We start from the raw sequence: 20,747 nt of genomic DNA, 5'->3' as shown, positions 1-20,747 counted from the left end.
ATTCAGATCACCCCGTCCTTCATCACCAGCTTCCGGTCCGCCATGTCGGCCAGTTCCTCGTTGTGCGTCACGATCACGAAGGTCTGGCCCAGCTCCTTGCGCAGGTCGAAGAAGAGCTGGTGCAGCTCCCGGGCGTGCGCGCTGTCGAGGTTGCCGCTGGGCTCATCGGCCAGCACCACGCTGGGGCTGTTGAAGAGCGCCCGGGCAACGGCCACGCGCTGCTGCTCGCCGCCGCTGAGCTGCGTGGGCTTGTGGCCCTTGCGGGGCAGCACATTCAGGCGTGCCAGCAGTTCCTCGGCGCGCGGCGCGCATTCGCCCTTGCTCTTGCCCGCGATCAGCCCCGGCATCATCACGTTCTCCAGCGCCGTGAACTCAGGCAGCAGGTGGTGGAACTGGAACACGAAGCCGATGTGGGCGTTGCGGAAAGCCGAGAGGGCGTTGGACCCCAGACGGGTGGTCTCTTCGCCGTTGATCCGCAGGGTGCCGGAGTCCGCACGCTCCAAGGTGCCCAGGATCTGCAGCAGAGTCGTCTTGCCCGCGCCGCTGGCCCCCACGATGCTCACTACCTCGCTCTTGGCCACTTGGAGGTCGACACCCTTCAGCACCTCCAGCGCGCCGTAGCGCTTGCGTATCCCCGCCGCTTCGATCATGCCGTAAAGGAAACCACCGCGCGCGAACCGTGGCAGGGGCTACTTTCGCCCCGCGAAAACGACCCACCCGCAATGAACCTGCACGAGTACCAAGGCAAGAGCATCCTCGCCCAATACGGAGTCCGCATCCAGCGCGGCCACGTCGCTTACAACGCCGATGAGGCGGTGGATCAGGCCAAGCGCCTCAGCCAGGAGACCGGCACCAAGTTCTGGGTGGTGAAGGCCCAGATCCATGCGGGCGGACGCGGCAAGGGCGGTGGCGTGAAGCTCGCCAAGAGCATCGATGAGGTGCGCGAGAAGGCCGGAGCCATCATCGGCATGCAGCTGATCACCCCGCAGACCCCGCCCCAGGGCAAGAAGGTGCACAAGGTCCTCATCGCCGAGGACATGTACTACCCCGGCGCCAGCGAGACCAAGGAGTACTACATGAGCGTGCTGCTCGACCGCGCCAGCGGGAAGAACATCATCATGTACAGCACCGAGGGCGGCATGGACATCGAGGAGGTGGCCGAGAAGCACCCGGAGAAGATCTTCAAGGAGGTGGTGGACCCCCGCGTGGGACTGCGCCCCTTCCAGTGCAACAAGGTGGCCACCAACCTGGGCTGCACCGGCAACGCGAAGAAGGAGATGGTGAAGTTCGTGGCCGCGCTCTACAAGGCCTATGAGGGCTGCGATGCCGCCATGTTCGAGATCAACCCCGTGCTGAAGACCAGCGATGACAAGATCGCTGCAGTGGACGCCAAGGTGCGGCTCGACGGCAACGCCCTGTACCGCCATCCGGACTACGTGGAGATGCGCGACAAGACGGAGGAGGACCCCATCGAGGTGGAGGCCGGGGAGGCCGGCCTGAACTACGTGCGCCTGGATGGCAACGTGGGCTGCATGGTGAACGGTGCCGGCCTGGCCATGGCCACCATGGACATCATCAAGCTCAGCGGTGGCGAGCCGGCCAACTTCCTCGATGTGGGCGGTACGGCGGATGCGGCGCGGGTGGAAAAGGCCTTCCGCATCATCCTGAAGGACGAGCGGGTGAAGGCGATCCTGGTGAACATCTTCGGGGGCATCGTGCGCTGCGACCGCGTGGCCCAGGGCATCGTGGACGCCTACAAGAACATCGGCGACATCAAGGTGCCGATCATCGTGCGCCTGCAGGGCACCAACGCCCAGGAGGCCAAGGACCTGATCGACAAGAGCGGCCTGAAGGTGCTGAGCGCCGTGGCGCTGCAGGAGGCGGCGGATCGGGTGAAGGAGGTGCTGGCGTAAAGCCGCGCCGAATCCTCTGGCGGCATGATCGGGGTCGCTATCACCTGTTGCCCGGCGTTCTGTGGCTTCATGAAGTGGCTCAGGAACGACCATCTGCTCTTGGTCTTGCTCGTATCGACCGGTGCATTGGCGGTCGTCGGGATCATCGGGCGCGTGCCGGAGAACCTACGGCTGAACACGTGGGATGGGCTTCTCGGGCCGTTCTCCTATGTAGCCTGCTACGCTTCATTTCGATACCTGTACAAGCGCGTATTTCGCCGCGAGCCGACTTATAATCGCGGTGCTTGGTATGATTGGCATGAGGGGCGTAGCCAGGACTGGTGCGATGTGGCGGTCCATGTGCTGCCCTTGATGATCGCACTCGCAGTACCTGTTCTCCTGACAACGTTCCTGGGCTAGGTCAGGCCTTGCCGTGGAACCTGGTCTTGCGAAACGGGCCCGATGCCTTCGCAGGGTCTCCTGCAGAGGACCCTGCAACCCTCACCCCACCAAGCGCCGGATGATCTCCCGCACCGGCTCCACCTTCTTGGTGTGCTGGATGCTGGGGCCGGCCACCCACACGGTCTTGTAGGTCACCTGCTGGGCCGCCACCTCCGTGGCCTTCATGCCGATGTAGAAGCGGAGCATCTTCACCCACTTCTTCAGGCGCTTGTTCTTGTTCAGTAAGCGCTCCAGCCAAGGGGAACGCAGCCCCACCTTCTGCACGTAGGGTGTGTTGATCACCGTGCACGGCGTGCCGCTGATGCGCTCGGTGAGCACGATATCCTTGGCGTCATACTGCACGCAGGCCTGCTTGTAGTCGTCCGTGATGGGGGCTTCCACCGAGGCGATGAAGGGACTGCCCACCGACACGCCCTCTGCGCCGTAGCTCAGCATCCGGTCCATCTCCGCCTTGTTGCCCACCCCACCGGCCGAGATCACCGGAATGGTGCAGTGCTTCTTCAGCAGCTCGATGAGGTCCTTGGGCGGGATGTTGCCCCGGTGGCCACCCGCCTCGTTGTTCACGGCGATCACCGCATCGGCCCCCAGGGCTTCCACCTTCTGGGCGAACCGCAGGTCCGTGACATCGCAGAAGACCTTGATGCCCGCCTTGTGCGCCGCGTTGATCGCGGTCTCCGGACTGCCGAGCGAAGTGATGATGAAGTCGCAGCCTTCCGCGCAAAGGACCTCCAGCTGCTTGGCAGCCTTGGGGTTGCTCTTGTTCACGATGAGGTTGAAGCCATAGGCGCCCTTGCCGCACTCCGCCTTGGCGGCCTTCAATTCGCGGCAGGCGGCCCGCAGTTCCTCCAGGGTGCGGTAGTTCAGCGCCGGGATGCAGCCCGCCACGCCGCAGCGCAGGCCCTCCTTCACCATGGCCGTGTTGGAGACCAGGAACATCGGGGCCATGATGAGCGGGTGCTCCAACCGGAGCATGTCGGTAAGGCGGGTGCGCATGGTTCCTAGAGCGGTGAAGCCTTCAGCGGATCACGATGGATGCTCGACGCTGTCGATCAATGCGGAGCCGCTCACCTGCCGCCCTCCGCCAGCCGCCGCTCCAGCTCGGCGATGCGCTGCTCCTGCTCCTTCACCACCTGCAGCAGCAGAACGGCCAAGCGGTCGTAGTGAACGCTGTAGGCCTCGGTGCGGCTGGGGTCCACGAGTTCGCGGCCCTGCGCATCGGTGGCGGGGATGCCGCTGTCGTCCGTCCAGGTGCGGGCAGGGCCGTACACCACGAGCTGGGGCAGCACCCGTTCCACCTCCTCGGCGATGAGGCCCACCTCGTGGCCTCCGCCCAGCGCCGGCTTCAGATCGTACTCCACCGGTCGCAGCGCGAAGAGCCGCTCCTTGTCCACGTGCAAGGGGGCCACATTGGTCTTCACGCGCAGGGTGCTGCTCTGCGGCCGCAGCTCGCCGCTGCTGGTGCGCACCATCACTGTGCCTGTGCCGCTGGTGCTGCTGCCCTGCACGAAGCGGGCGTTGGTCTCGATGTTCCCGTTGGCCAGCAGGCCGCCGCTCGCCGGGCTGCTGGTGGTGCCCACGCGCAGGCCATTGGTGAAGTAGCCCTGGCCGTCCACCTGCAGGTCGTAGCTGGTGCTGGTGGTGCCGCCCACGCGCAGCCGCCCGGCGATGTTGCTGGTGGTGGTGCTGCCTTCCGCCAGGAAGCCGCCGCTTCCGATGGTGAGGTCGAAGCTGCTGCTGGGCGAGGTGGTGCCGATCCCAACGCGGTCCGTGCTCGTCACCCACACGGCGTCGGTGCATTCCCATCCGCCGCTGCCGGTGCCGCGGATGGTGTGGTTGGTGTTGAAGCTCGTGCTGCAGTCCACCGTGGTGCCGCCACTGCCGCTCACCGTGCCGGGAACCCACGCGCTGCCGTTGAAGAGCAGCACATTGTTGACCGCCGGGGCATTGCCGCTCACGGGGATGTTGAGCAGCGCGTTGGCGTTCCAGATCGGCGAGTTGGACAGGGCGTTGAGGGTGTTGCCGCTCCAGCTGAGGCCCGTGCCCGCCGTGAAGGTGCCCCCGCCACTGCCTGCCGTGGCGGCATGCAGCGCATAGGGCACGCTGAGCAGCTGGCTGGTGCCTGTGATGGTGTAGCTGGTGCCGCCGTTGGGGTCGGCCTCGGTGCGCAGCCAGTAGCTGCCGGCGCCCCAGTTGATGCTCGCGAAGCTGCCGCTCACGGCGGCGCCGCCGCCAACCTCCACGGTGAGCAGGCCATTGTCGTTGGTGATGCCGTTGTGGGTCTCCACATACACCGGCGTGCCATTGGCGCTTCCTTGCAGGATGCTCACCCGCATGCCCACAGGGGCGTTGGTCACCAGGGCGTCTGCGGCATTGCGCACCACGGCCTGGTAGCTGAGGCGCTGCGGGGCCTGGGCGCAGAGGGCAGTCGCGAGAAGCAGCGCGGAGGGAAGGGTGAAGGGCTTCATCATGGGGGAGCGGGGTGGGTGCGGATCAGTGTTTCACGATTCTGAAGGTGCGCAGCGGGCCTGTGGGGCCCAGCACGCCAAAGAGGTAGGTGCCCGCTGCGCGGCCGGCCATGGGGATGCGCGTGCGGTCGGTGGTGATGCGGTCTTCCGCGAGCAACTGGCCGGCGGCATCATGCAATTGGTAGCGCAGGGGCTTGGGGAGGTCGCCAGCCGCGGTCAGTTCAAGGTCCTCGGCGGTGGGATTGGGCCAGGCAGCGAGCGTGAATCCATCGGCCCGCTCGCCCATGCCGGTGGTCACGCTGATCTCGTACGGCTGCTGCACGCCCTGCGCCAATGAAACGGCCGCGCCGGCAAGGGTGATGCAGGCGGGCTGGCCCACGGTGTAGCTCATGCTTCCACCGGCTCCGCCGGCGTCGCCGCCGGTGGCCACACTGGCCTGCTGAGCATGGAGGACGTGCGCGGCCAGGACGAGTGGGAGGAAAGTGAGGCGGAGCATGGGAGCGGCTTGCTCCGCCAAGCTAATGACCAAGCGGTGAACACGCATGATGGGTCAATGCCCGTGTGACCGGCGACTGCGCGCCTGATGGCCTGCAGCCTCTTCAGGCGGAGGTGCGGCCGTTCGCGCAGCGAGGGTGACGCGGCTGGGATGCCTTGCGCGCCACAAGGTCCATCATGGCATTTCCCTCCGTCCTCCGGTTATCCGATGCACCGGACAGTAATGAACTGCTGCTTTGCCTTCGGACTGCATTCCAGTTCATGCCTGTTGATGAGGCGGGTGAGGTCCGCCCTTGGATCAGCTGGGCATCGCGTCCAAGGCCCCGTCCTTTGCAGCATCTTCGCTTCCATCCATGAACCTCCTTCTGCTCCATGGCGCCCTCGGTACACGCGAACAGCTTGCCCGGCTGCGCGAGGCACTGCCCGGTGTACGCACCCATGCCCTCGAGTTCCGCGGCCACGGCGAAAGGCCCATTCCGGAGGAGGGCCTTTCCATGGAGGATTTCCTTGGCGACATCCATGATGCGCTCGATGAGGCAGGGTGGAGCGAGGCGCACCTGTTCGGCTACAGCATGGGCGGTTATGCGGCGCTGCTGTACGCCAGCCGCTTCCCGGAGCAGGTGAGGTCGGCGGTGACGCTCGGTACCAAGGTCAAGTGGGACCGCCAGGGCCTGGATCGCGAGCGGCGGATGCTGGACCCGCAGAAGATGCAGGAGAAGGTGCCGCAATTCGCCATGCAGCTTCAGCATGCACATGGCCCGGCGCGGTGGGAAGGCCTGTTGCGCGCTACGGCCGCGTTGATCACCGGCCTGCATGAGCGTCCGCTGCTCACGCCCGAGGTGCTCGGCACCATCACGGCACCAGCGCTGCTCTGCGTGGGCGACCGCGACCGCACGGCCGTGCCCGAGCATACCCTCGAGGCCGCCCGGCACATGCCCCAGGCCGGTGCCTTGGTGCTGCCCAATACCCAGCATCCCTTCGATGCCGTTGACCTGGACGTGCTGCTGCCGCACCTGCGCGCTTTCTGGGGGCTGGCGGTGGGGGCCTGATCAACGGCTCCACCCCCGCACCACGAGGTAGTACCTCCGGTGCTCGGCACCGACCTGCACCTGTTCCGTGCGCAGCACCCCCTGTGCCGCGACCTTCCTCCTGTTCCGCAAGGCGCGGCGCACCTCCACGTTCAACTGCTTCTCCGGCGGTGCGAACGCTTCGCCCATGCTGTAGCTGCCCAAGCGCACGGTATCACCCGGGGCCAGGGTGTGCTCGCTATCCTTCAAGGCAGGCGAGGGGTGCAGCGCCTTCACCCTGGCCTTGCCCGCCTGCCGTGTGGCATTCACCAGGAAGACCTCGTTGACGAAGAGCCGCTGGCATGGGGGAGGGCTCGGTTCCACAAGGCCCGGCTGGCCCGGTTCGCGCGGGTCGCTGGGGTTGGGCGGAAAGGTGCGCGGCGGCATGGTGAGCCGCGGGAGGGGGCCATAGTCATCACGGCCTTCCTCCCAGAAGCCCGTCCGGTTGCCCTCTTCGTCGAAGGTGGTGGTGCTCCTGTGCCATTGGATGCCGCCATCGGCCGCATCGCTCGTCTCCGCCTTGCTCACCGCGCCATTGGGGTGGTAGCTGAAGCGGACCGATGCATGCCCAGCGAATCGCCTGGTCTGACCCTTGAAGATCACCGCGCCGCTCTTCGTGTAGGCCCAGCTGCGGCCCCAGCGGTCGTCCTTGTCGCGCCACTCCTTCGTGCTCACCTGGCCGCTGGTGAAGTAGCGCACCACCACGGTGCCCGTGTCGGTGCTGAAGGTGCGCTCCTTCGGCTGGGCCGCAGCCGCGGTGGCGAGCAGCAGGAGCAGGGGCAGGGAGGATCGGCGCATGCCAGGTCTTCAGCCAAAGTTCGGGCCAACCCTTCGCATCTTCGCGCTCCCCCGACACCGATCCATGGCCAAGCCGAAGAGGATACAGAAACTGCTCGTCGCCAACCGCGGCGAGATCGCCCTGCGCGTGATGCGCTCGGCCCGCGAGATGGGCATCAGCACCGTTGCCGTATATTCCGAGGCCGATCGGACCGCGCCCTTCGTCCGCTTCGCCGACGAGGCCGTGTGCATCGGGCCTCCGCCCAGCAAGGAGAGCTACCTGGTGATCGACAAGCTCGTGAAGGTCTGCAAGGACCTCAAGGTCGATGCGGTTCACCCCGGCTACGGCTTCCTGAGCGAGAACGGGGCGTTCGCCCGTGAGCTGGAGAAGGCTGGTGTCGTCTTCGTGGGCCCCTCGCCCCATGCCATGAAGGTGATGGGCGACAAGCTGGCCGCCAAGGAGGCCGTGAAGAAGTTCGGCGTGCCCTTGGTGCCCGGCACGGAGGGGGCCGTGAGCGGGCTGGAGGAGGCGATCGCGGTGGCCAAGAGCATCAAGTTCCCCATCCTCATCAAGGCCGCGGCCGGCGGAGGGGGCAAGGGTATGCGCGTGGTGGAGAAAGAGGCCGACCTGAAGGAGGGCCTGGAGCGAGCCATCAGCGAGGCCACGAATGCCTTCGGCGATGGCAGCGTGTTCATCGAGAAGTACGTGGCCGGTCCACGCCACATCGAGGTGCAGGTGATGGCCGATACCCACGGCAACACCTGCTACCTCTTCGAGCGGGAGTGCAGCGTGCAGCGCCGCCACCAGAAGGTGGTGGAGGAGGCTCCCAGTGCCGTGCTCACCCCGGAGCTGCGCAAGCGTATGGGAGAGGCTGCCGTGTCCGTGGCCAGGAGCGTGGATTATGTCGGCGCAGGCACCGTGGAGTTCCTGCTCGATGAGGGCGGCGATTTCTACTTCATGGAGATGAACACGCGCTTGCAGGTGGAGCACCCGGTGACGGAGATGATCACCGGTCTCGACCTGGTGAAGCTGCAGATCCGCGTGGCGGAAGGGGAGAAGCTGCCCTTCACGCAGGAGGATCTGCGGATCAATGGACACGCGATCGAGGTACGCGTCTATGCAGAGGACCCGATGAACAACTTCCTCCCGGACATCGGAAGGCTCAGCACCTACCGGCCCCCGCAAGGACCCGGTGTCCGGGTGGACGATGGCTTCGAAGAGGGGATGACCATCCCCATCCACTACGACCCCATGATCGCCAAGCTGATCACCCATGGGGCCACCCGTGAGGAGGCCATCAGCCGCATGGAACGGGCCATCGATGACTATGCCATCACCGGGGTGGAGACCACCCTGCCCTTCTGCCGATTCGTCATGGGGCATGGCGCTTTCCGCAGCGGCGGGTACGACACCCATTTCGTCCGCGACCACTTCCGTCCCGAGGTCCTGGAGGGCTTGACACCGGATGAGGCGGCAGCGGCGGCCCTGGTGGCGGCTGTGACGCATGCCGCATCACGGCCATCTGCTCCGGTTGCGGCTGCGAGTGCCCCAAGTCCCTGGAAACTAAGCAGACGCTGAGGGGGTATAAGGGAATATCGGCACGGGATCGGCGTTGTAGCTTCGCTGTAGCGCATCCCCGCGCCGCTGTCCCATGCGTCTCCCCCATATCCTGCTGATTGCCCTGCTGACCGCGCCGGCCGCCGCTTCGGCACAGGTGGAGCATCAGCGCACCGTGCACCGGGCGGTGATCATCGGCGGGGATACCGTGCCGGTGATCGATCTGGGTCCTGCAGTGGTGGAGACCCGCTGGACGGCGCGTGACCGGCGGCAGGCCGAGCGGTATGACAAACTCACCCGCAACGTCATCAAGGTCTACCCCTATGCACGGCTCACCGGTGACCTGCTCCGCGAGTATGAGCATGACCTGGCGCGCATCGCCAAGGAGGGCGACCAGGAGCTGTACATCAAGCTCGCAGAGGCTGAGCTGCGCGCCGAGTTCGAGGCGGAGGTGAAGGACCTTACGACCAGCCAGGGCAGGGTGCTGGTGAAGCTGATCGACCGTGAGACCGGCAAGACTTCCTTCGAGCTGGTGAAGGAGCTTCGCGGTTCCTTCACCGCTTTCGTCTGGCAGGGGATGGCGCGCCTCTTCGGCCAGGATCTGCGAAGCGGATACGACCGGGAGGGCGAGGACCGGATGATGGAGCTGATCGTGCAGCGGATCGAGCGCGGCGAGCTCGCCGTTGCTGCGCGCGCGGCCCGCACGGCCAAGGCGCAGGCACGCCTCGAAAAGCGGAAGGCACGGCTCTACCGCAAGTACGGCATGCCCATCAGGGCCGATGCCGCCAACTGACCGGACTCACCGCCGTCGGTTCTCCGAACGGAACCGCCAGAGGAAGCGGAAGTATTCGAGGGTCGTCCGCACCAGCTTCATCCGCGAGCGGCCGATCCGCTTCTGCGAGGCCAGCACCATGGGCACTTCGATCACCCGGGCATCGACGCGGATGAGCTTGATGAGCAGCTCCAGCATGCAGATGAAGCCGGGCTCCGCGATCAGCTGCGGCCAGCGCGCGCGCGCCTTGCGCAGCGTGCCGGCGCGGTACACGCGGTAGAAGCTGCTCAGGGTGCTCACCTTCAGGTCGAAGATGAACCGGTAGATGAAGTTGGCCGTCGCCGAAAGCAGCTTGCGCAGCCATGTGGTGCGGTCGAATCCGCCGCCTTGCGCATACACCGAGGCCAGCACCAGGTCGTAGCCGAGGTCGGCGATGGCCAGCATCTGCGGCAGGATGCCGATGTCCGAGGTGCAATCCGCCTCCATGGTCACCACGAGGTCCTCGTCCTTGGCGCGGGCCAGCACCCACTCGAAACCGGTATTGAAGGCATGCCCCGGCCCGTGATTGGTGCCATCGCCGAGTACCACGAGTCGTTCCTGTGGGAACAGGGTGGGGGCCAGCTCGCGCGTGCCGTCCGACGAACCGTCGTCGCTCAGCACCAGCCAGGTGTCCGCCTGGGCGAGGAACGGCGCCAGCTCACGCGCCAGATTGGGCAGGTTGGCCGCCTCGTTGTAGGTGGGCACGATGAAGTACCGCATGCCCTAAGCGGTGCGCCCGCGCTGCCAGTCGATCGTGAGGCGCATGCCCTCCTCCAGCCCGTAGCGCGGGGCGAAGCCGAGCATCCTGCTGATCTTGCCGATGTCGGGCACGCGGCGCAGCACATCCTCATAGCCGCCGCCGAAGCTGGCGTATGGGATGAAGGTGAGCTTCGGCTCGAGGTCCGTCGGGCGGATCAGGCGCCAGATCAAGCGGGCAAGGCCTTCAATGGTGGTCTCGGTCGAGGGATCGGAGGCGACATTGAAGACCTCGCCTTCCGCCTCGGGCTTCGTGATGGCCAGCATGAAGCCCTGCACCGTGTCGTCCACATAGGTGAAGGTGCGTGTCTGCTGCCCATCGCCATGCAGTTCGATGGCCTCGTTGCGGAAGGCCTTCCCGATGAACACCGATTGCGGACCGCCCCACCAGGTGAGGTTCTGGTTGGGGCCATAGGAGCCGAAGAGCCGGAGGATGGCGTAGCGCAGGCCCTTCTCCTCGCCCGTGGCGATGATCTTGTGCTCGCTGTGGATCTTGCTCGCCGCATAGGCCCAGCGCTTCACCTTGGTGGGGCCGAGCACCAGGTCGCTCTCTTCGCTGAAGGGGATGCGGGGATTCTTCCCGTACACATCGCTCGTGGAGGCGAACACCAATCGCGCACCGAGGTCGAGCGCGCGCTGGATGACCAGCGAGCTCATCCGGTGGTTCTCCTCGATCGTGCGGTAGCTGTTGGTGTACCGTGGTATCTTCTGGCTAGCGAGGTGAACGATGGTGTCGCCCTCGAGGGCGGCGAGCACCGCCGGGTCGCAAACATCGCCTTCCACGAACCGGAAGCCGGCATGCCCCTTCACCGCCGCCAGGTTGGCCGGGCTCCCATAGCTCATGTTGTCCACGCCGATGACACGGTGCCCCTCCTGGAGCAGGCGCTGGGTGAGGTTCGAGCCCACGAATCCCGCGGCTCCGGTGATGATGACGGTCTGGGGCATGATGGTCTTCGCAGGTGGCGCGGGGGGAGAGCGGCGAATGTAGCCAGCCGCGCCGACCGGAGGGGCTCAGCGCAGGCGGAGCACCACGCGCGGCTCACCGCCAAGGGTGGCGATCACCGCATGCCGTTGCGGGGAGAGGCCATCGATGACCTGGGGCACCCCGGCAGCATCAGGGCCCAGGTGCAGGTTGAAGGCGATGGCATCACGGTCCGTCGCATGCACAAGGCCGATTCGCGCATGGGGCGCAGCGGCGGCCAGCGCATCCACCGCCAGGGCCAGGGGGGCCACCTGTTCGGGCTGGTTGTTGCCGCGATACCCGTAGCGGTAGAAGGTGGAAATGGAAAGGGCCATCACCGCCACCAGGCAGGCGAGCAGCGTACCGCCCATGAGGCGCTGCGGGGCGCGGGCAGCGCGCAGCCAACCGAGCGCCCCGCGCGCAAGCAGCATCACCGCAGCCGGCGCGGAGAACATCACGTAGTAGTACCGCATCCCGAAAGTGTGTCCGGACAGGGCTGAGAGCAGGAGCGTGTAGGCCGGACCGGCGATCGCGAGCAGGGCGAGGAGCAGCGCGCCATCGCCCTGCTTCGCTGCGGCCCAGCGCAGCCCTGCCAGCAGCCCTGCCGGAACGGCCAGGAGCAGCGCCACCACCCGCAGCGAAGGACCCAGGTTGAGCAGGCTGTTGCCGCTCAGCCAGAGGAACTGGACGAAGAGCTCCTGCGCCAGGTGCAGCGGGGTGGCTGCGCGGTAATAGGTATCGTATTCCGGATTGGCCACGAGCAGCGCCGCATAGCTCGCCTGGTGACGGGCCATGTTGCCCAGGCCTTCCCAGCCGCCGAGCAGCATCCAGGCGCCCATGCAGGCTGCGGCTATGGGAACGGCCACCGCGCCCCAGCCCAGCCATCGCCGGGGCGCGTGCCGGAGCACGGCATGTGCGGCATGCGCCACCAGGATGTAAGCGGCGTAGTAGTGCACCAGCAGCGCCATGCCGGCGACGAGGCCGTAGCGCGCAAGGGCGGAGACGGATGCATCCGCGCTGCGGGAGATGCGGAGGTAGAGGCGCGTGGCCTCCAGGGTGAGCGCCGTCCCCAGCATATAGCCGCGCGCCTCCTGCGAGTAATCGACCAGCAGCGGCGCCATGGCGGCCAGGCCTGCGGCAAGCAGCGCGGCGGTCCCATCGCCGTTCAGCTCCAGGGCCAGCCGGTGGGTGAGGAGCACCACCACCAGTCCGCAGCACAGCGAGAACAGCCGTATGGCGAGGTTGCTGTTCCCGAAGGTTTCGGTCCAGGCGTGGAGGGCAAGGATGTAGAGGATGCCGTTGCCGCCATCGGTGGCCACGCAGGCCCGGGCCGCGCCCCGCCAGCTGTCATGGGCGCTGAGGTCCGCTCCGGTGAAGGCCGTCCCAGGCCCGATCAGCGCCGGGAACAGGCCATTGGCCTCCAGCGCGGAGAACAGCTCGTCGTATCCCGTGGCGAACCGGTCGATGGCATGGAAGCGCACCGCGAAGGCGAGGGCCACCAACAAGGTCAGGAGGAGCGGCGTGCGACGGGGCATCGGTGGACTGACGGCCGGCTGAGGCAGGGGTTGCGCGGCGAACATACGCGCCGCCGCGCCACGGCTCAGCGCAGCGCCCGCACCATCACATGGTCGTCCATCACGAAGCCCTCGCCGATTTCGATGACCTCGTCGCGCACAACGGCGAAGCCCTTGCGTGCATACCACGCCTTGGTCGGGTTGAATCGGTTCACGTTCAGCTCCACCTGTGCATCGCCGGCTGAGAGGGCAGCTGCCTCCACGCCGGCCAGCAGCGCGCTGCCCACGCCCGTGCCCTTGACGATCGGCAGTGCATAGAGCTTGTGCAGGCGGGTGCTCCGCACCGCGCCATGGCCATGCTCGAATGCCGCGAAGCCGACGGCGTGGCCGTCCCGCTCAGCCATCAGGAAGCGATGGCCCTTCGCCGTCATCTGCTCCTCCAGGGCGGCCTCGCTGTACATGAGATCGAGCATGTAGGCAAGCTGCGCGGGGCTGAGGATCGCGGCATATGCCGCCGGCCATGCGGCATGCGCGATGGAGCGGATGGCTGCGATGTCAGCGATGGAGGCCGTGCGGAGATGCGTCATCGCGCAAGCCGGGTCGCCTCAGCGCGTGAACGCCGGCGCCACCACCGATTCCTTGCTGCCAGCGGTGTACCGGTAGAAGCCCTCGCCGTTCTTCACCCCGAGCTTGCCGGCGGTCACCATCTGCACCAGGAGCGGGCAGGGGGCGTACTTGGGGTCTCCGAGTCCCTCGTGCAGCACGCGGAGGATGGCGAGGCAGGTGTCCAGGCCGATGAAGTCGGCGAGCTGCAGCGGCCCCATGGGGTGGGCCATCCCCAGCTTCATGATGCTGTCGATCTCGGCCACGCCGCCCACGCCCTGCCACAGGGTTTGGATGGCCTCGTTGATCATGGGCATCAGGATGCGGTTGGCCACGAATCCCGCATAGTCGTTCACCGTCACCGGCACCTTGCCGATGGCGGTGCTCAGGTCCACCACGGCCTGGGTCACGGCGTCGGTGGTGTCGTAGCCGCGGATCACCTCCACGAGCTTCATCACCGGCACGGGATTCATGAAGTGCATGCCGATCACCTGGCCCGGTCGCCTGGTGGCGGCGGCGATGCGGGTGATGCTGATGCTGCTGGTGTTGGTGGCGAGGATCGCCGATGCCGGAGCGTGGGCGTCGATGTCGCGGAAGATGCGGAGCTTCAGCTCGACTTGCTCGGTGGCGGCCTCCACCACGAGCTCGGCATCCTTCACTCCGGCGGCCAGGTCGGTGGTGGTGGCGATCGCGGCGAGCGCGGCGGCCTTCTGCTCCTCGGTCAGGGCGCCCTTGGCCACCTGGCGGTCCATGTTCTTTCCGATGGTGGCCATGGCCTTGTCCAGGCTGGCCTGTGCGATGTCGATGAGGGTGACGGCGTGCCCGCTCTGGGCGAAGACATGGGCGATGCCATTGCCCATCTGGCCGGCACCGATGACGGAGATCTTCATGTTCAGGGATGGATGGACGGCGAATGTAGCCCCGCCGCGCCAACGGTCATTTCCCGTCGCCCTTCAGGATGATGAGCACGGTATAGGCCAGGATCTTCAGGTCCACGGCCAGGCTCATGTTCTCGATGTAGAGGATGTCGTACTTCAAGCGGCGCACCATCTGCTCCACGTTCTCCGCGTAGCCGAATTTCACCTGCCCCCAGCTGGTGATGCCGGGCCGCACCTTGTGCAGGTGGCGGTAGTGCGGCGCCACCTCCAGGATGGCGTTGATGAAGTGCTGTCGCTCCGGTCGCGGGCCCACCAGGCTCATCTCGCCCTTGAGCACGTTCCAGAACTGCGGCAGCTCATCCATCCGCGTGCGGCGCATCCAGCGGCCGATCGGCGTGATGCGCGGATCGGTGGCGCTGCTGAGCTGCGGGCCGTTCCGCTCCGCATCGCAATACATGCTGCGGAACTTGATGATGCGGAACGGCCGGCCGTGCTTGCCGATCCGCTCCTGCCGGAAGAACACCGGCCCGGAGGAGCTCCACTTCACCAATACCGCCAGCACCAGCAGCGCTGGGGCCAGGAGCAGCAGCGCCACGGCGCTCACCGCGATGTCCACCACGCGCTTCAGGGTGAACTGCCACGCCGGCATGATCTCCGGGTTCACCTCGATGAGCGGGGTGCCGAAGATGCTCGACATCTTCACCGATCCGGAGAGGATATCGTACATATCCGGAATCACCTTGATCCGCACGCCGGTGCCCTCCAGCTCGTTCATGATGCGGCTCATGTGCTCGTGCTCGCCGGAATCCACCGCGATGATGGCCTCCTCCACGCCGTGCTCCTGGATCACCTGCCGCAGCTGGTGCCATTTGCCGAGCCGGGGAAGGATGCCCGCCAATTGCTGGTCCCCGCCATTCACGTTCACGAATCCCACGAAACGGTTCCCCGGCGATTTGGGCATGGCCTCGATCTCCTGGTACACGGCGAGCGCCCGCTCGTTGCCGCCGACGAGCACCGTGTTGAAGCCGATGCGCCGGCTGTGCACCTTGCGCACCGTGGCACTGGTGATGAGGAAGCGCGCCGGGAAGGTGATGCCGAAGTGCAGCAGGAAGAGCGCGATGAAGGACTGGTAGTGATAGCGCGTGCTCGGGACCTGGTCATCGAGCAGCAGCACGAAGAAGATGACCAGCACCCCCAGCGTCGTCACCAGCAGGGTCTGGCCCAGCTCCTTGGTGCGGAACCGGCGGAACACATCGCGGTAGCCGCCGATCGCCGTGTAGAGCCCGAACCAGAACAGGGGAACCAGCACGAGCCCCTTGTAGAAGTTGGCGTCCAGCTCCAGGGGCGGCGCATAGCCCAGCTTCATCGGGTCGAGCTCCGCCTTGCGGTACAGGTAGAACAGGGACCAGGCCACCGCTGATCCGATCACATCGGCGATCACGTACTTGGCCACCAGTGCCCGTCGCGAGGTCATGGCTCGATGCGCAGGAGCTTGATGTTGTCGAAATAGACCTGGGCCGACGACCGCCCCGTGGGCAGCTGGGCGGAGATGAAGAGGTCCCGCTCGCTGACGTTGCTGTTGAAGAATCCGCTCAGGTCCACGTACACCTTGTTCCAGGCCAGGGTGCCATCCGCGCGCTGGGTGGGGGGCAGGTAGATGTAAGGCTCATAGCGCTGCTGGCCGCCGGCGAAGTAGAGGAGGCCAACGGTGATGGTCGCATCGCCCTGGTGGTCGATCTCCAGGAAGGCCGGCCCTCCGTAGGATTCGAAGTCCCCGTCCGTCTGCACGCGGGCGAAGGGATGCTCCGCGTCCAGCCTGAACCCCGCGCAGGGCGAGTCCCCGAGGAAGTTGACATCGGGGTTCATCGCCGGGGTGAAGCGGATGAGGGCGGTATCGCTGTCATCGGCCATCTGGAACTGGCTGAAGGGGTCCTCGAAGCCCTCGTTCCATACCGCCGTCTCGGCCGTGTAGGCCGTGGCGGGCTGAACCACCACGGTGGCCCCCCGCTGCAACTGCACCGTTCCGGACCACGCTGTATAGAATGGATACCGCAAGCGGTCGTCGAAGGTGCCGTTGCGCTTGATGGCGGGCTCCAGCGCCAGCTTGCGGCTCCCTTCCCCGAGCAGGGGTATCCGCGCGGGCAGCTCCCACACCCCGATGAGCTCATCGTCCAGGGTCACCCAGGCGTCGGTGACCTTGATGGTCGCGGCGCCCTGCGCCGATGCCGTCGTCATGGTGAAGGCCTGCACATCGGCATAGGCCGGCACAGCATCGCCCTTGGAGCAGCCCAAGGCAAGGCCGCAGAGCGGAAGCATGACGGGCAGGGTTCTTGGCATCAAGGGGCAGGGGGAAACGCAGCGCGCGTCGGATCAGTATGCGGGCTCACGGATTTATCGCGGCCATCCGCTCGAGCACCAGCAATGCGGTGCGGAGCGCCTCGGTGGCCTGGGCGAGGGTCACGGTGGGCGCGCTGCCTTCCAGGATGCTGTGCGCGAAGCTGCGCAGCTCCTCGCGGATCGCGTTGGTGGGCTGCACGGCCGGCTTCTCGAACGAGATCTCGCGTCGGCCTTTGCCGGCACCGAGGTCCATGACCACCGCGAAGGGGTCGGGCTCGCCCTCCACCGCGCGCATCCGCACGATCTCCGATTCCTTGGCGAGCATGTCCACCGCGATGTAGGCATCGCGCTGGAAGAACCGGCTCTTGCGCATGTTCTTCAGGCTGATGCGGCTGGCGGTGAGGTTGGCCACGCAGCCATTGGCGAAGGCGATCCGTGCATTGGCGATGTCCGGCGTGTCGCTCACCACGGCCACCCCGCTTGCGATCACCTCCCGCACCGGGCTCTTCACCACGCTCAGCACCAGGTCGATGTCATGGATCATCAGGTCGAGCACCACGCTCACGTCGGTGCCGCGCGGATTGAACTGGGCGAGCCGGTGCGCTTCGATGAACATGGGCTCCCGGAAGAAGGGCTGCGCCGCGAGGAAGGCGGGGTTGAACCGCTCTACATGGCCCACCTGCACGGTGCAGCCCCGCTCGGCGGCGAGGGCGGCCAGCTCCTCGGCCTCCCGCACCGTGGTCGTAACCGGCTTCTCGATGAATATGTGGAGCCCTCGGCCCAAGGCAGCCTTGGCCAAGGCATGGTGCGTGATGGTGGGGGTGACGATGTCCACGGCATCCACCGCGGTGAGCAGCTCCTCCGAGGTGCTGAAGGCAGGCACGCCGAACTCTTCCCGGATGGCCTCCGCGCGTGCGGGGTCCGCATCATGGAAGCCGACGAGCTCGAGTTCCGGCACCTCCCGGGCCTGTTGCATGTGGATGCGGCCCAGGTGCCCTGCGCCCAACACACCGATCCGTATCCGGTCACCCATCTCTGGCTTGCCCTTCGGCGCTTTCTGCGAAGGGCGGCAAAAATAGAAGTGCATTCCACCGGTGCTCGGGTACATTTGGCGCCGGACCATGAAGAGCGGAGCGAACGCGGACGATTATCGTCACCAAGGCCTTCGCCGGAAGCTGGTGGAGCACCTGCGCGGTAAAGGCATCACCTCGGAACCCGTGCTGCAGGCCATCGGCAAGGTGCCGCGCCACCAGTTCATCGACGATTCGGCCTTCCTGGTGCGCGCCTATGAGGATGCCGCATTCCCCATCCCCTGCGGCCAGACCATCTCCCAACCGTATACCGTGGCCTTTCAGACCGAGCTGCTCGAACTGAGGCCCGGGCATCGCGTGCTGGAGGTGGGGACCGGCAGCGGCTACCAGACCGCCGTGCTCTGCGAGCTGGGCGCCCGGGTGTTCAGCATCGAACGGCACCGGCCGCTCTACCTGCAGACCAAGGAGCGCCTTGCCCGGATGGGCTACAAGGTCATGCTCTTCCATGGCGACGGATTCATCGGTTTGGAGCGGGAAGCGCCGTTCGACCGGGTATTGGTCACCTGCGGGGCCCCCTTCATCCCCGAGGCGCTCATCGGCCAACTCAAGCCGGGGGGGCGCTTGGTGATCCCGGTGGGGGAGGGCGCCGTGCAACGGATGATGCTCATCCAGAAGGGAGCGGATGGCCGCCTGAGCACCGAGGCGAAGGGCGATTTCCGGTTCGTTCCCATGCTCGCCGACAAGGCGAGCTGACCGGATTCGCGAGGCATTCCGCTCAACCCGAGGGATTTAGCCTCATTCGCCGTTCGTCGACCTTTTCAACAATCAGGTCGGTAGTGAACAGCCCTTCGTTGACAATGCGAAATGCCGTTTCTATGTTTGCGCCCCGCCAGACCTACATTTGGCCGGGCAAAAACAGGTAAAAAACCAAACCACACCCAATGAAAAAGACAGTACTGTCCTTTGCGTTGCTGGGCATCTGCTCGCTGGCGAGCGCCCAGCTGTCCACCCGGGAGAATCAGGATACCCGCTACAAGTTCGGCGCCCGTCCGGTGGCCGGCGACTATGCGCTGGTGTTCGGTCTCGACCTGAGCAAGCCCGAGTTCGCCGAGGGCGAGCGTGAGGTGTCCGGCTGGAACGCGTTCATGCGCGGCAACCTGATCACGGGCAAGAAGTTCATCGCCGACGACATGGCCATCCGCGCCGGTCTGCGCCTCACCCGTTCTTCGCGCACGATCAAGGCTGAGCTGGATTCGAACCAGTTCGTTCCCTCCAGCCTGGCCGAGTTCGAGTTCCGCGAGAGCACCCGCGAGTACATGCTGGTGCCCGGTATCGAAAAGCACTTCAGCAACAGCAACATCTTCGACGTGTACGTGGCCGGTGACCTGTTCCTCGGCTTCGGTCGCGACAAGAGCGTTGAGTCCTACATCTACCGCGATACCGACTTCAACTCGTCCATCACCCGCACCACCCCCTACACCATCGTCGGTCTGGGCGGTATCATCGGTGTGAACGTGTTCGTGCTCGACCTGCCCCTGAGCGTGGGCCTGGAGTACGGCCTCAGCGCCTTCTGGCAGATGGGCAACCGCACCAAGAACGAGGTGGAGAGCGGCAGCGACTCCTACGAGTACTACACCGTGGGCAACGACCCCAGCAGCGAGAGCGGCGCCAATGTGCAGTACAGCAGCGTGAAGCAGCGCTACATGACCATGAACAGCAACGACCAGGTGCGTCTGGTGCTGAACCTGTACTTCAACTAAGAATCACTACGTAACCACAGCAGCAATGAAGAAGTTCAAAGCGATTATCCTGCTGCCACTGGCCGTAGTGCTTCTGTTCTCCTCCTGCACCACCTACACCAAGTCCATCGCAGGGACCTCGGTGCAGACGCAGATCCACTTCAAGATGGAGGACCTCGAGTACATCGGTGACGTGAGCGGCACGGCGAGCCAGTCCTTCCTGTTCGGAACCCTGCCCATCGGCGGTCGCCGCTTCCACGTGGCGAACATCGGCGGTGGCGGCCTCATCCCGCAGGACCGTCTCACGAACAATGCCCTGTACGACGCGCTGATGCAGCGTGAGGATGCCGACTTCGTGCTCCCCCTCAGCTCCAGCTCGGTTCGCGACCAGATGTTCCTGGGCCACCGCACCACGCTCACCGTGCGTGCCAAGGCCTTCCGCATCAAGTCGAAATAAGAACAGCCATCGGCTGACAAGTGCGGGAGCCGCGGTGCATTGCACCGCGGCTCTCGTGCTTAAGCCCCCTACCTTTACACCATACGTTCCTCCTTCCCATGACCCGCAATCACTGGGCGGCCGTTTCCGCCTCCGCCCTGCTCCTGCTCTCCGCAGGGTGCAAGAAAGAGAATCAGATACCCGTGCTCACCGTGAGTCCCGGAACACCGGTCATGGCCGTCACTTCCGGCAACGTCGTCGCGTTCCGCATCAATGGCTCATCCGACGGCGGTAAGCTCAGCCGCCTGCGCATCACCTCCAAGCGCGACAACGGATTCACCATCACCGTGGCGGATACGGCGATCAGCGGCAGCACCTTCGCCTGGACCTGGGAGTACGCGGTGGCGCACGCCACGGAGCCCTACGACAACCAGTTGCGGTTCGAGCTCTACGAGAGCGATGGCGACCAGATGGGCGTGACGCGGATCCTGGAGGTCTCGCTGGGTGCGGTGCTGCTGGCGGAAAGCACCGGCCACCAGTTCAGCTCCCGGAATTCGGCGACGACGGGCGAATCCGCCTTCGACCTGGAGGAGCGCATTCCTGTGCTCTATACCGTGGATAGTGCCCGCCGCGACCTGCAGGACAATCCGGCCTCCGGGTCAGAGGTCGACATCAGCCGTTCCTGGATCTCACCGGCGGGCGGCCGCATGGTGCGCTTCAACGGCTTCGACTATGCCAATGCCACGAATGTGAGCGTCCGCAGTGCGTTCAACTCCGGCGTACCGGCGGAGCAGCTCAACAACATCGCGGTGAACGACATCATCATCGTCCGGCTGGGCAGCCTCCCGCCGAACATCAGCCACTACGCCGTGCTGCGCATCACGGACATCCTCGATGAGCCGGGCAGCGCTGACAATGACCGCTACACCTTCAACATGAAGTGGGCGGTATTCGTGGAGTAACCG

The 20,747-nt window shown here is 65.8% G+C and carries 22 protein-coding genes; 9 read left to right on the top strand and 13 right to left on the bottom strand.

Annotated features, from left to right (window positions below):
* Window positions 1–2 precede the first annotated feature (2 nt).
* A complete protein-coding gene (locus QY325_06270) occupies window positions 3–650 on the bottom strand; it encodes an ABC transporter ATP-binding protein (GenBank protein WKZ67525.1) in 648 nt (215 codons plus the stop codon).
* A 72-nt stretch (window positions 651–722) separates the two neighbouring features.
* Here QY325_06270 and sucC point away from each other — a divergent pair, with 72 nt between their 5' ends.
* Together sucC and QY325_06260 are read left to right on the top strand one after the other, a co-directional pair.
* Window positions 723–1,913, top strand: a complete 1,191-nt coding sequence (gene sucC, locus QY325_06265; protein WKZ67524.1) for an ADP-forming succinate--CoA ligase subunit beta — start codon at window positions 723–725, stop codon at window positions 1,911–1,913.
* 69 nt (window positions 1,914–1,982) lie between these two features.
* The gene (locus QY325_06260) at window positions 1,983–2,312 is read left to right on the top strand and encodes a hypothetical protein (GenBank protein WKZ67523.1); all 330 of its coding nucleotides are present in this window, start codon (window positions 1,983–1,985) and stop codon (window positions 2,310–2,312) included.
* Window positions 2,313–2,393: 81 nt separating this feature from the next.
* On the opposite strand, the gene QY325_06255 is transcribed toward QY325_06260, so the two are convergent.
* The 3 genes from QY325_06255 to QY325_06245 all read right to left on the bottom strand — a co-directional run bounded on the left by QY325_06255 (window position 2,394) and on the right by QY325_06245 (window position 5,315).
* Window positions 2,394–3,347, bottom strand: a complete 954-nt coding sequence (locus QY325_06255; GenBank protein ID WKZ67522.1) for a nitronate monooxygenase — start codon at window positions 3,345–3,347, stop codon at window positions 2,394–2,396.
* 71 nt (window positions 3,348–3,418) lie between these two features.
* Window positions 3,419–4,822 carry a tail fiber domain-containing protein gene (locus tag QY325_06250; protein ID WKZ67521.1) on the bottom strand — a complete coding sequence of 468 codons (1,404 nt, stop codon included), beginning with the start codon at window positions 4,820–4,822 and terminating at the stop codon, window positions 3,419–3,421.
* A 22-nt stretch (window positions 4,823–4,844) separates the two neighbouring features.
* Entirely contained in the window at window positions 4,845–5,315 is a 471-nt protein-coding gene (locus QY325_06245) for a hypothetical protein (GenBank protein ID WKZ67520.1), read from the bottom strand.
* A gap of 352 nt (window positions 5,316–5,667) precedes the next feature.
* Between QY325_06245 and QY325_06240 the strand changes: the two genes are divergently transcribed.
* On the top strand, window positions 5,668–6,363 hold the full coding sequence (locus QY325_06240; GenBank protein ID WKZ67519.1) for an alpha/beta fold hydrolase: 696 nt from the start codon (window positions 5,668–5,670) through the stop codon (window positions 6,361–6,363).
* On the opposite strand, the gene QY325_06235 is transcribed toward QY325_06240, so the two are convergent.
* Window positions 6,364–7,179 carry a hypothetical protein gene (locus QY325_06235; protein WKZ67518.1) on the bottom strand — a complete coding sequence of 272 codons (816 nt, stop codon included), beginning with the start codon at window positions 7,177–7,179 and terminating at the stop codon, window positions 6,364–6,366.
* A gap of 82 nt (window positions 7,180–7,261) precedes the next feature.
* Between QY325_06235 and accC the strand changes: the two genes are divergently transcribed.
* Both accC and QY325_06225 read left to right on the top strand, forming a co-directional pair.
* Window positions 7,262–8,737 (top strand): acetyl-CoA carboxylase biotin carboxylase subunit, encoded by a 1,476-nt coding sequence (gene accC / locus QY325_06230; GenBank protein ID WKZ67960.1) that lies wholly within the window; start codon window positions 7,262–7,264, stop codon window positions 8,735–8,737.
* Window positions 8,738–8,810: 73 nt separating this feature from the next.
* Window positions 8,811–9,509 (top strand): DUF4294 domain-containing protein, encoded by a 699-nt coding sequence (locus QY325_06225; GenBank protein WKZ67517.1) that lies wholly within the window; start codon window positions 8,811–8,813, stop codon window positions 9,507–9,509.
* A gap of 6 nt (window positions 9,510–9,515) precedes the next feature.
* Here QY325_06225 and QY325_06220 read toward each other — a convergent pair whose 3' ends face one another.
* From QY325_06220 to QY325_06185, 8 genes are all read right to left on the bottom strand, one after another.
* Window positions 9,516–10,247 carry a glycosyltransferase gene (locus QY325_06220; GenBank protein WKZ67516.1) on the bottom strand — a complete coding sequence of 244 codons (732 nt, stop codon included), beginning with the start codon at window positions 10,245–10,247 and terminating at the stop codon, window positions 9,516–9,518.
* Between the two features lie 3 nt (window positions 10,248–10,250).
* Window positions 10,251–11,228 carry an NAD-dependent epimerase/dehydratase family protein gene (locus QY325_06215; protein WKZ67515.1) on the bottom strand — a complete coding sequence of 326 codons (978 nt, stop codon included), beginning with the start codon at window positions 11,226–11,228 and terminating at the stop codon, window positions 10,251–10,253.
* Window positions 11,229–11,294: 66 nt separating this feature from the next.
* Window positions 11,295–12,779, bottom strand: coding sequence for a glycosyltransferase family 39 protein (locus QY325_06210; protein ID WKZ67514.1), 1,485 nt, complete (start codon window positions 12,777–12,779; stop codon window positions 11,295–11,297).
* 65 nt (window positions 12,780–12,844) lie between these two features.
* Entirely contained in the window at window positions 12,845–13,345 is a 501-nt protein-coding gene (locus QY325_06205) for a GNAT family N-acetyltransferase (protein ID WKZ67513.1), read from the bottom strand.
* Window positions 13,346–13,363: 18 nt separating this feature from the next.
* On the bottom strand, window positions 13,364–14,251 hold the full coding sequence (locus tag QY325_06200) for a 3-hydroxybutyryl-CoA dehydrogenase (protein WKZ67512.1): 888 nt from the start codon (window positions 14,249–14,251) through the stop codon (window positions 13,364–13,366).
* 46 nt (window positions 14,252–14,297) lie between these two features.
* On the bottom strand, window positions 14,298–15,713 hold the full coding sequence (locus QY325_06195) for a sugar transferase (GenBank protein WKZ67511.1): 1,416 nt from the start codon (window positions 15,711–15,713) through the stop codon (window positions 14,298–14,300).
* Complete coding sequence (locus QY325_06190; GenBank protein ID WKZ67510.1) at window positions 15,710–16,555, bottom strand: hypothetical protein; 846 nt, start codon at window positions 16,553–16,555, stop codon at window positions 15,710–15,712. Before QY325_06190 ends, QY325_06195 begins: the two co-directional genes overlap by 4 nt.
* Before the next feature lie 67 nt (window positions 16,556–16,622).
* Window positions 16,623–17,609, bottom strand: coding sequence for a Gfo/Idh/MocA family oxidoreductase (locus tag QY325_06185; GenBank protein ID WKZ67509.1), 987 nt, complete (start codon window positions 17,607–17,609; stop codon window positions 16,623–16,625).
* A gap of 88 nt (window positions 17,610–17,697) precedes the next feature.
* On the opposite strand from QY325_06185, the gene QY325_06180 reads away from it, so the two are divergent.
* The 4 genes from QY325_06180 to QY325_06165 all read left to right on the top strand — a co-directional run bounded on the left by QY325_06180 (window position 17,698) and on the right by QY325_06165 (window position 20,744).
* Complete coding sequence (locus tag QY325_06180; GenBank protein WKZ67508.1) at window positions 17,698–18,360, top strand: protein-L-isoaspartate(D-aspartate) O-methyltransferase; 663 nt, start codon at window positions 17,698–17,700, stop codon at window positions 18,358–18,360.
* A gap of 188 nt (window positions 18,361–18,548) precedes the next feature.
* On the top strand, window positions 18,549–19,367 hold the full coding sequence (locus tag QY325_06175) for a hypothetical protein (protein WKZ67507.1): 819 nt from the start codon (window positions 18,549–18,551) through the stop codon (window positions 19,365–19,367).
* Window positions 19,368–19,392: 25 nt separating this feature from the next.
* Window positions 19,393–19,803 carry a hypothetical protein gene (locus QY325_06170; GenBank protein ID WKZ67506.1) on the top strand — a complete coding sequence of 137 codons (411 nt, stop codon included), beginning with the start codon at window positions 19,393–19,395 and terminating at the stop codon, window positions 19,801–19,803.
* A 98-nt stretch (window positions 19,804–19,901) separates the two neighbouring features.
* On the top strand, window positions 19,902–20,744 hold the full coding sequence (locus tag QY325_06165; GenBank protein WKZ67505.1) for a hypothetical protein: 843 nt from the start codon (window positions 19,902–19,904) through the stop codon (window positions 20,742–20,744).
* Window positions 20,745–20,747 lie beyond the last annotated feature (3 nt).

Source organism: Flavobacteriales bacterium (genome assembly GCA_030584065.1).
Taxonomy (GTDB): domain Bacteria; phylum Bacteroidota; class Bacteroidia; order Flavobacteriales_F; family PHOS-HE28; genus PHOS-HE28.
The sequence above is the reverse complement of the archived record's forward strand: the minus strand, read 5'-3'. Positions and strand labels throughout refer to the sequence as shown.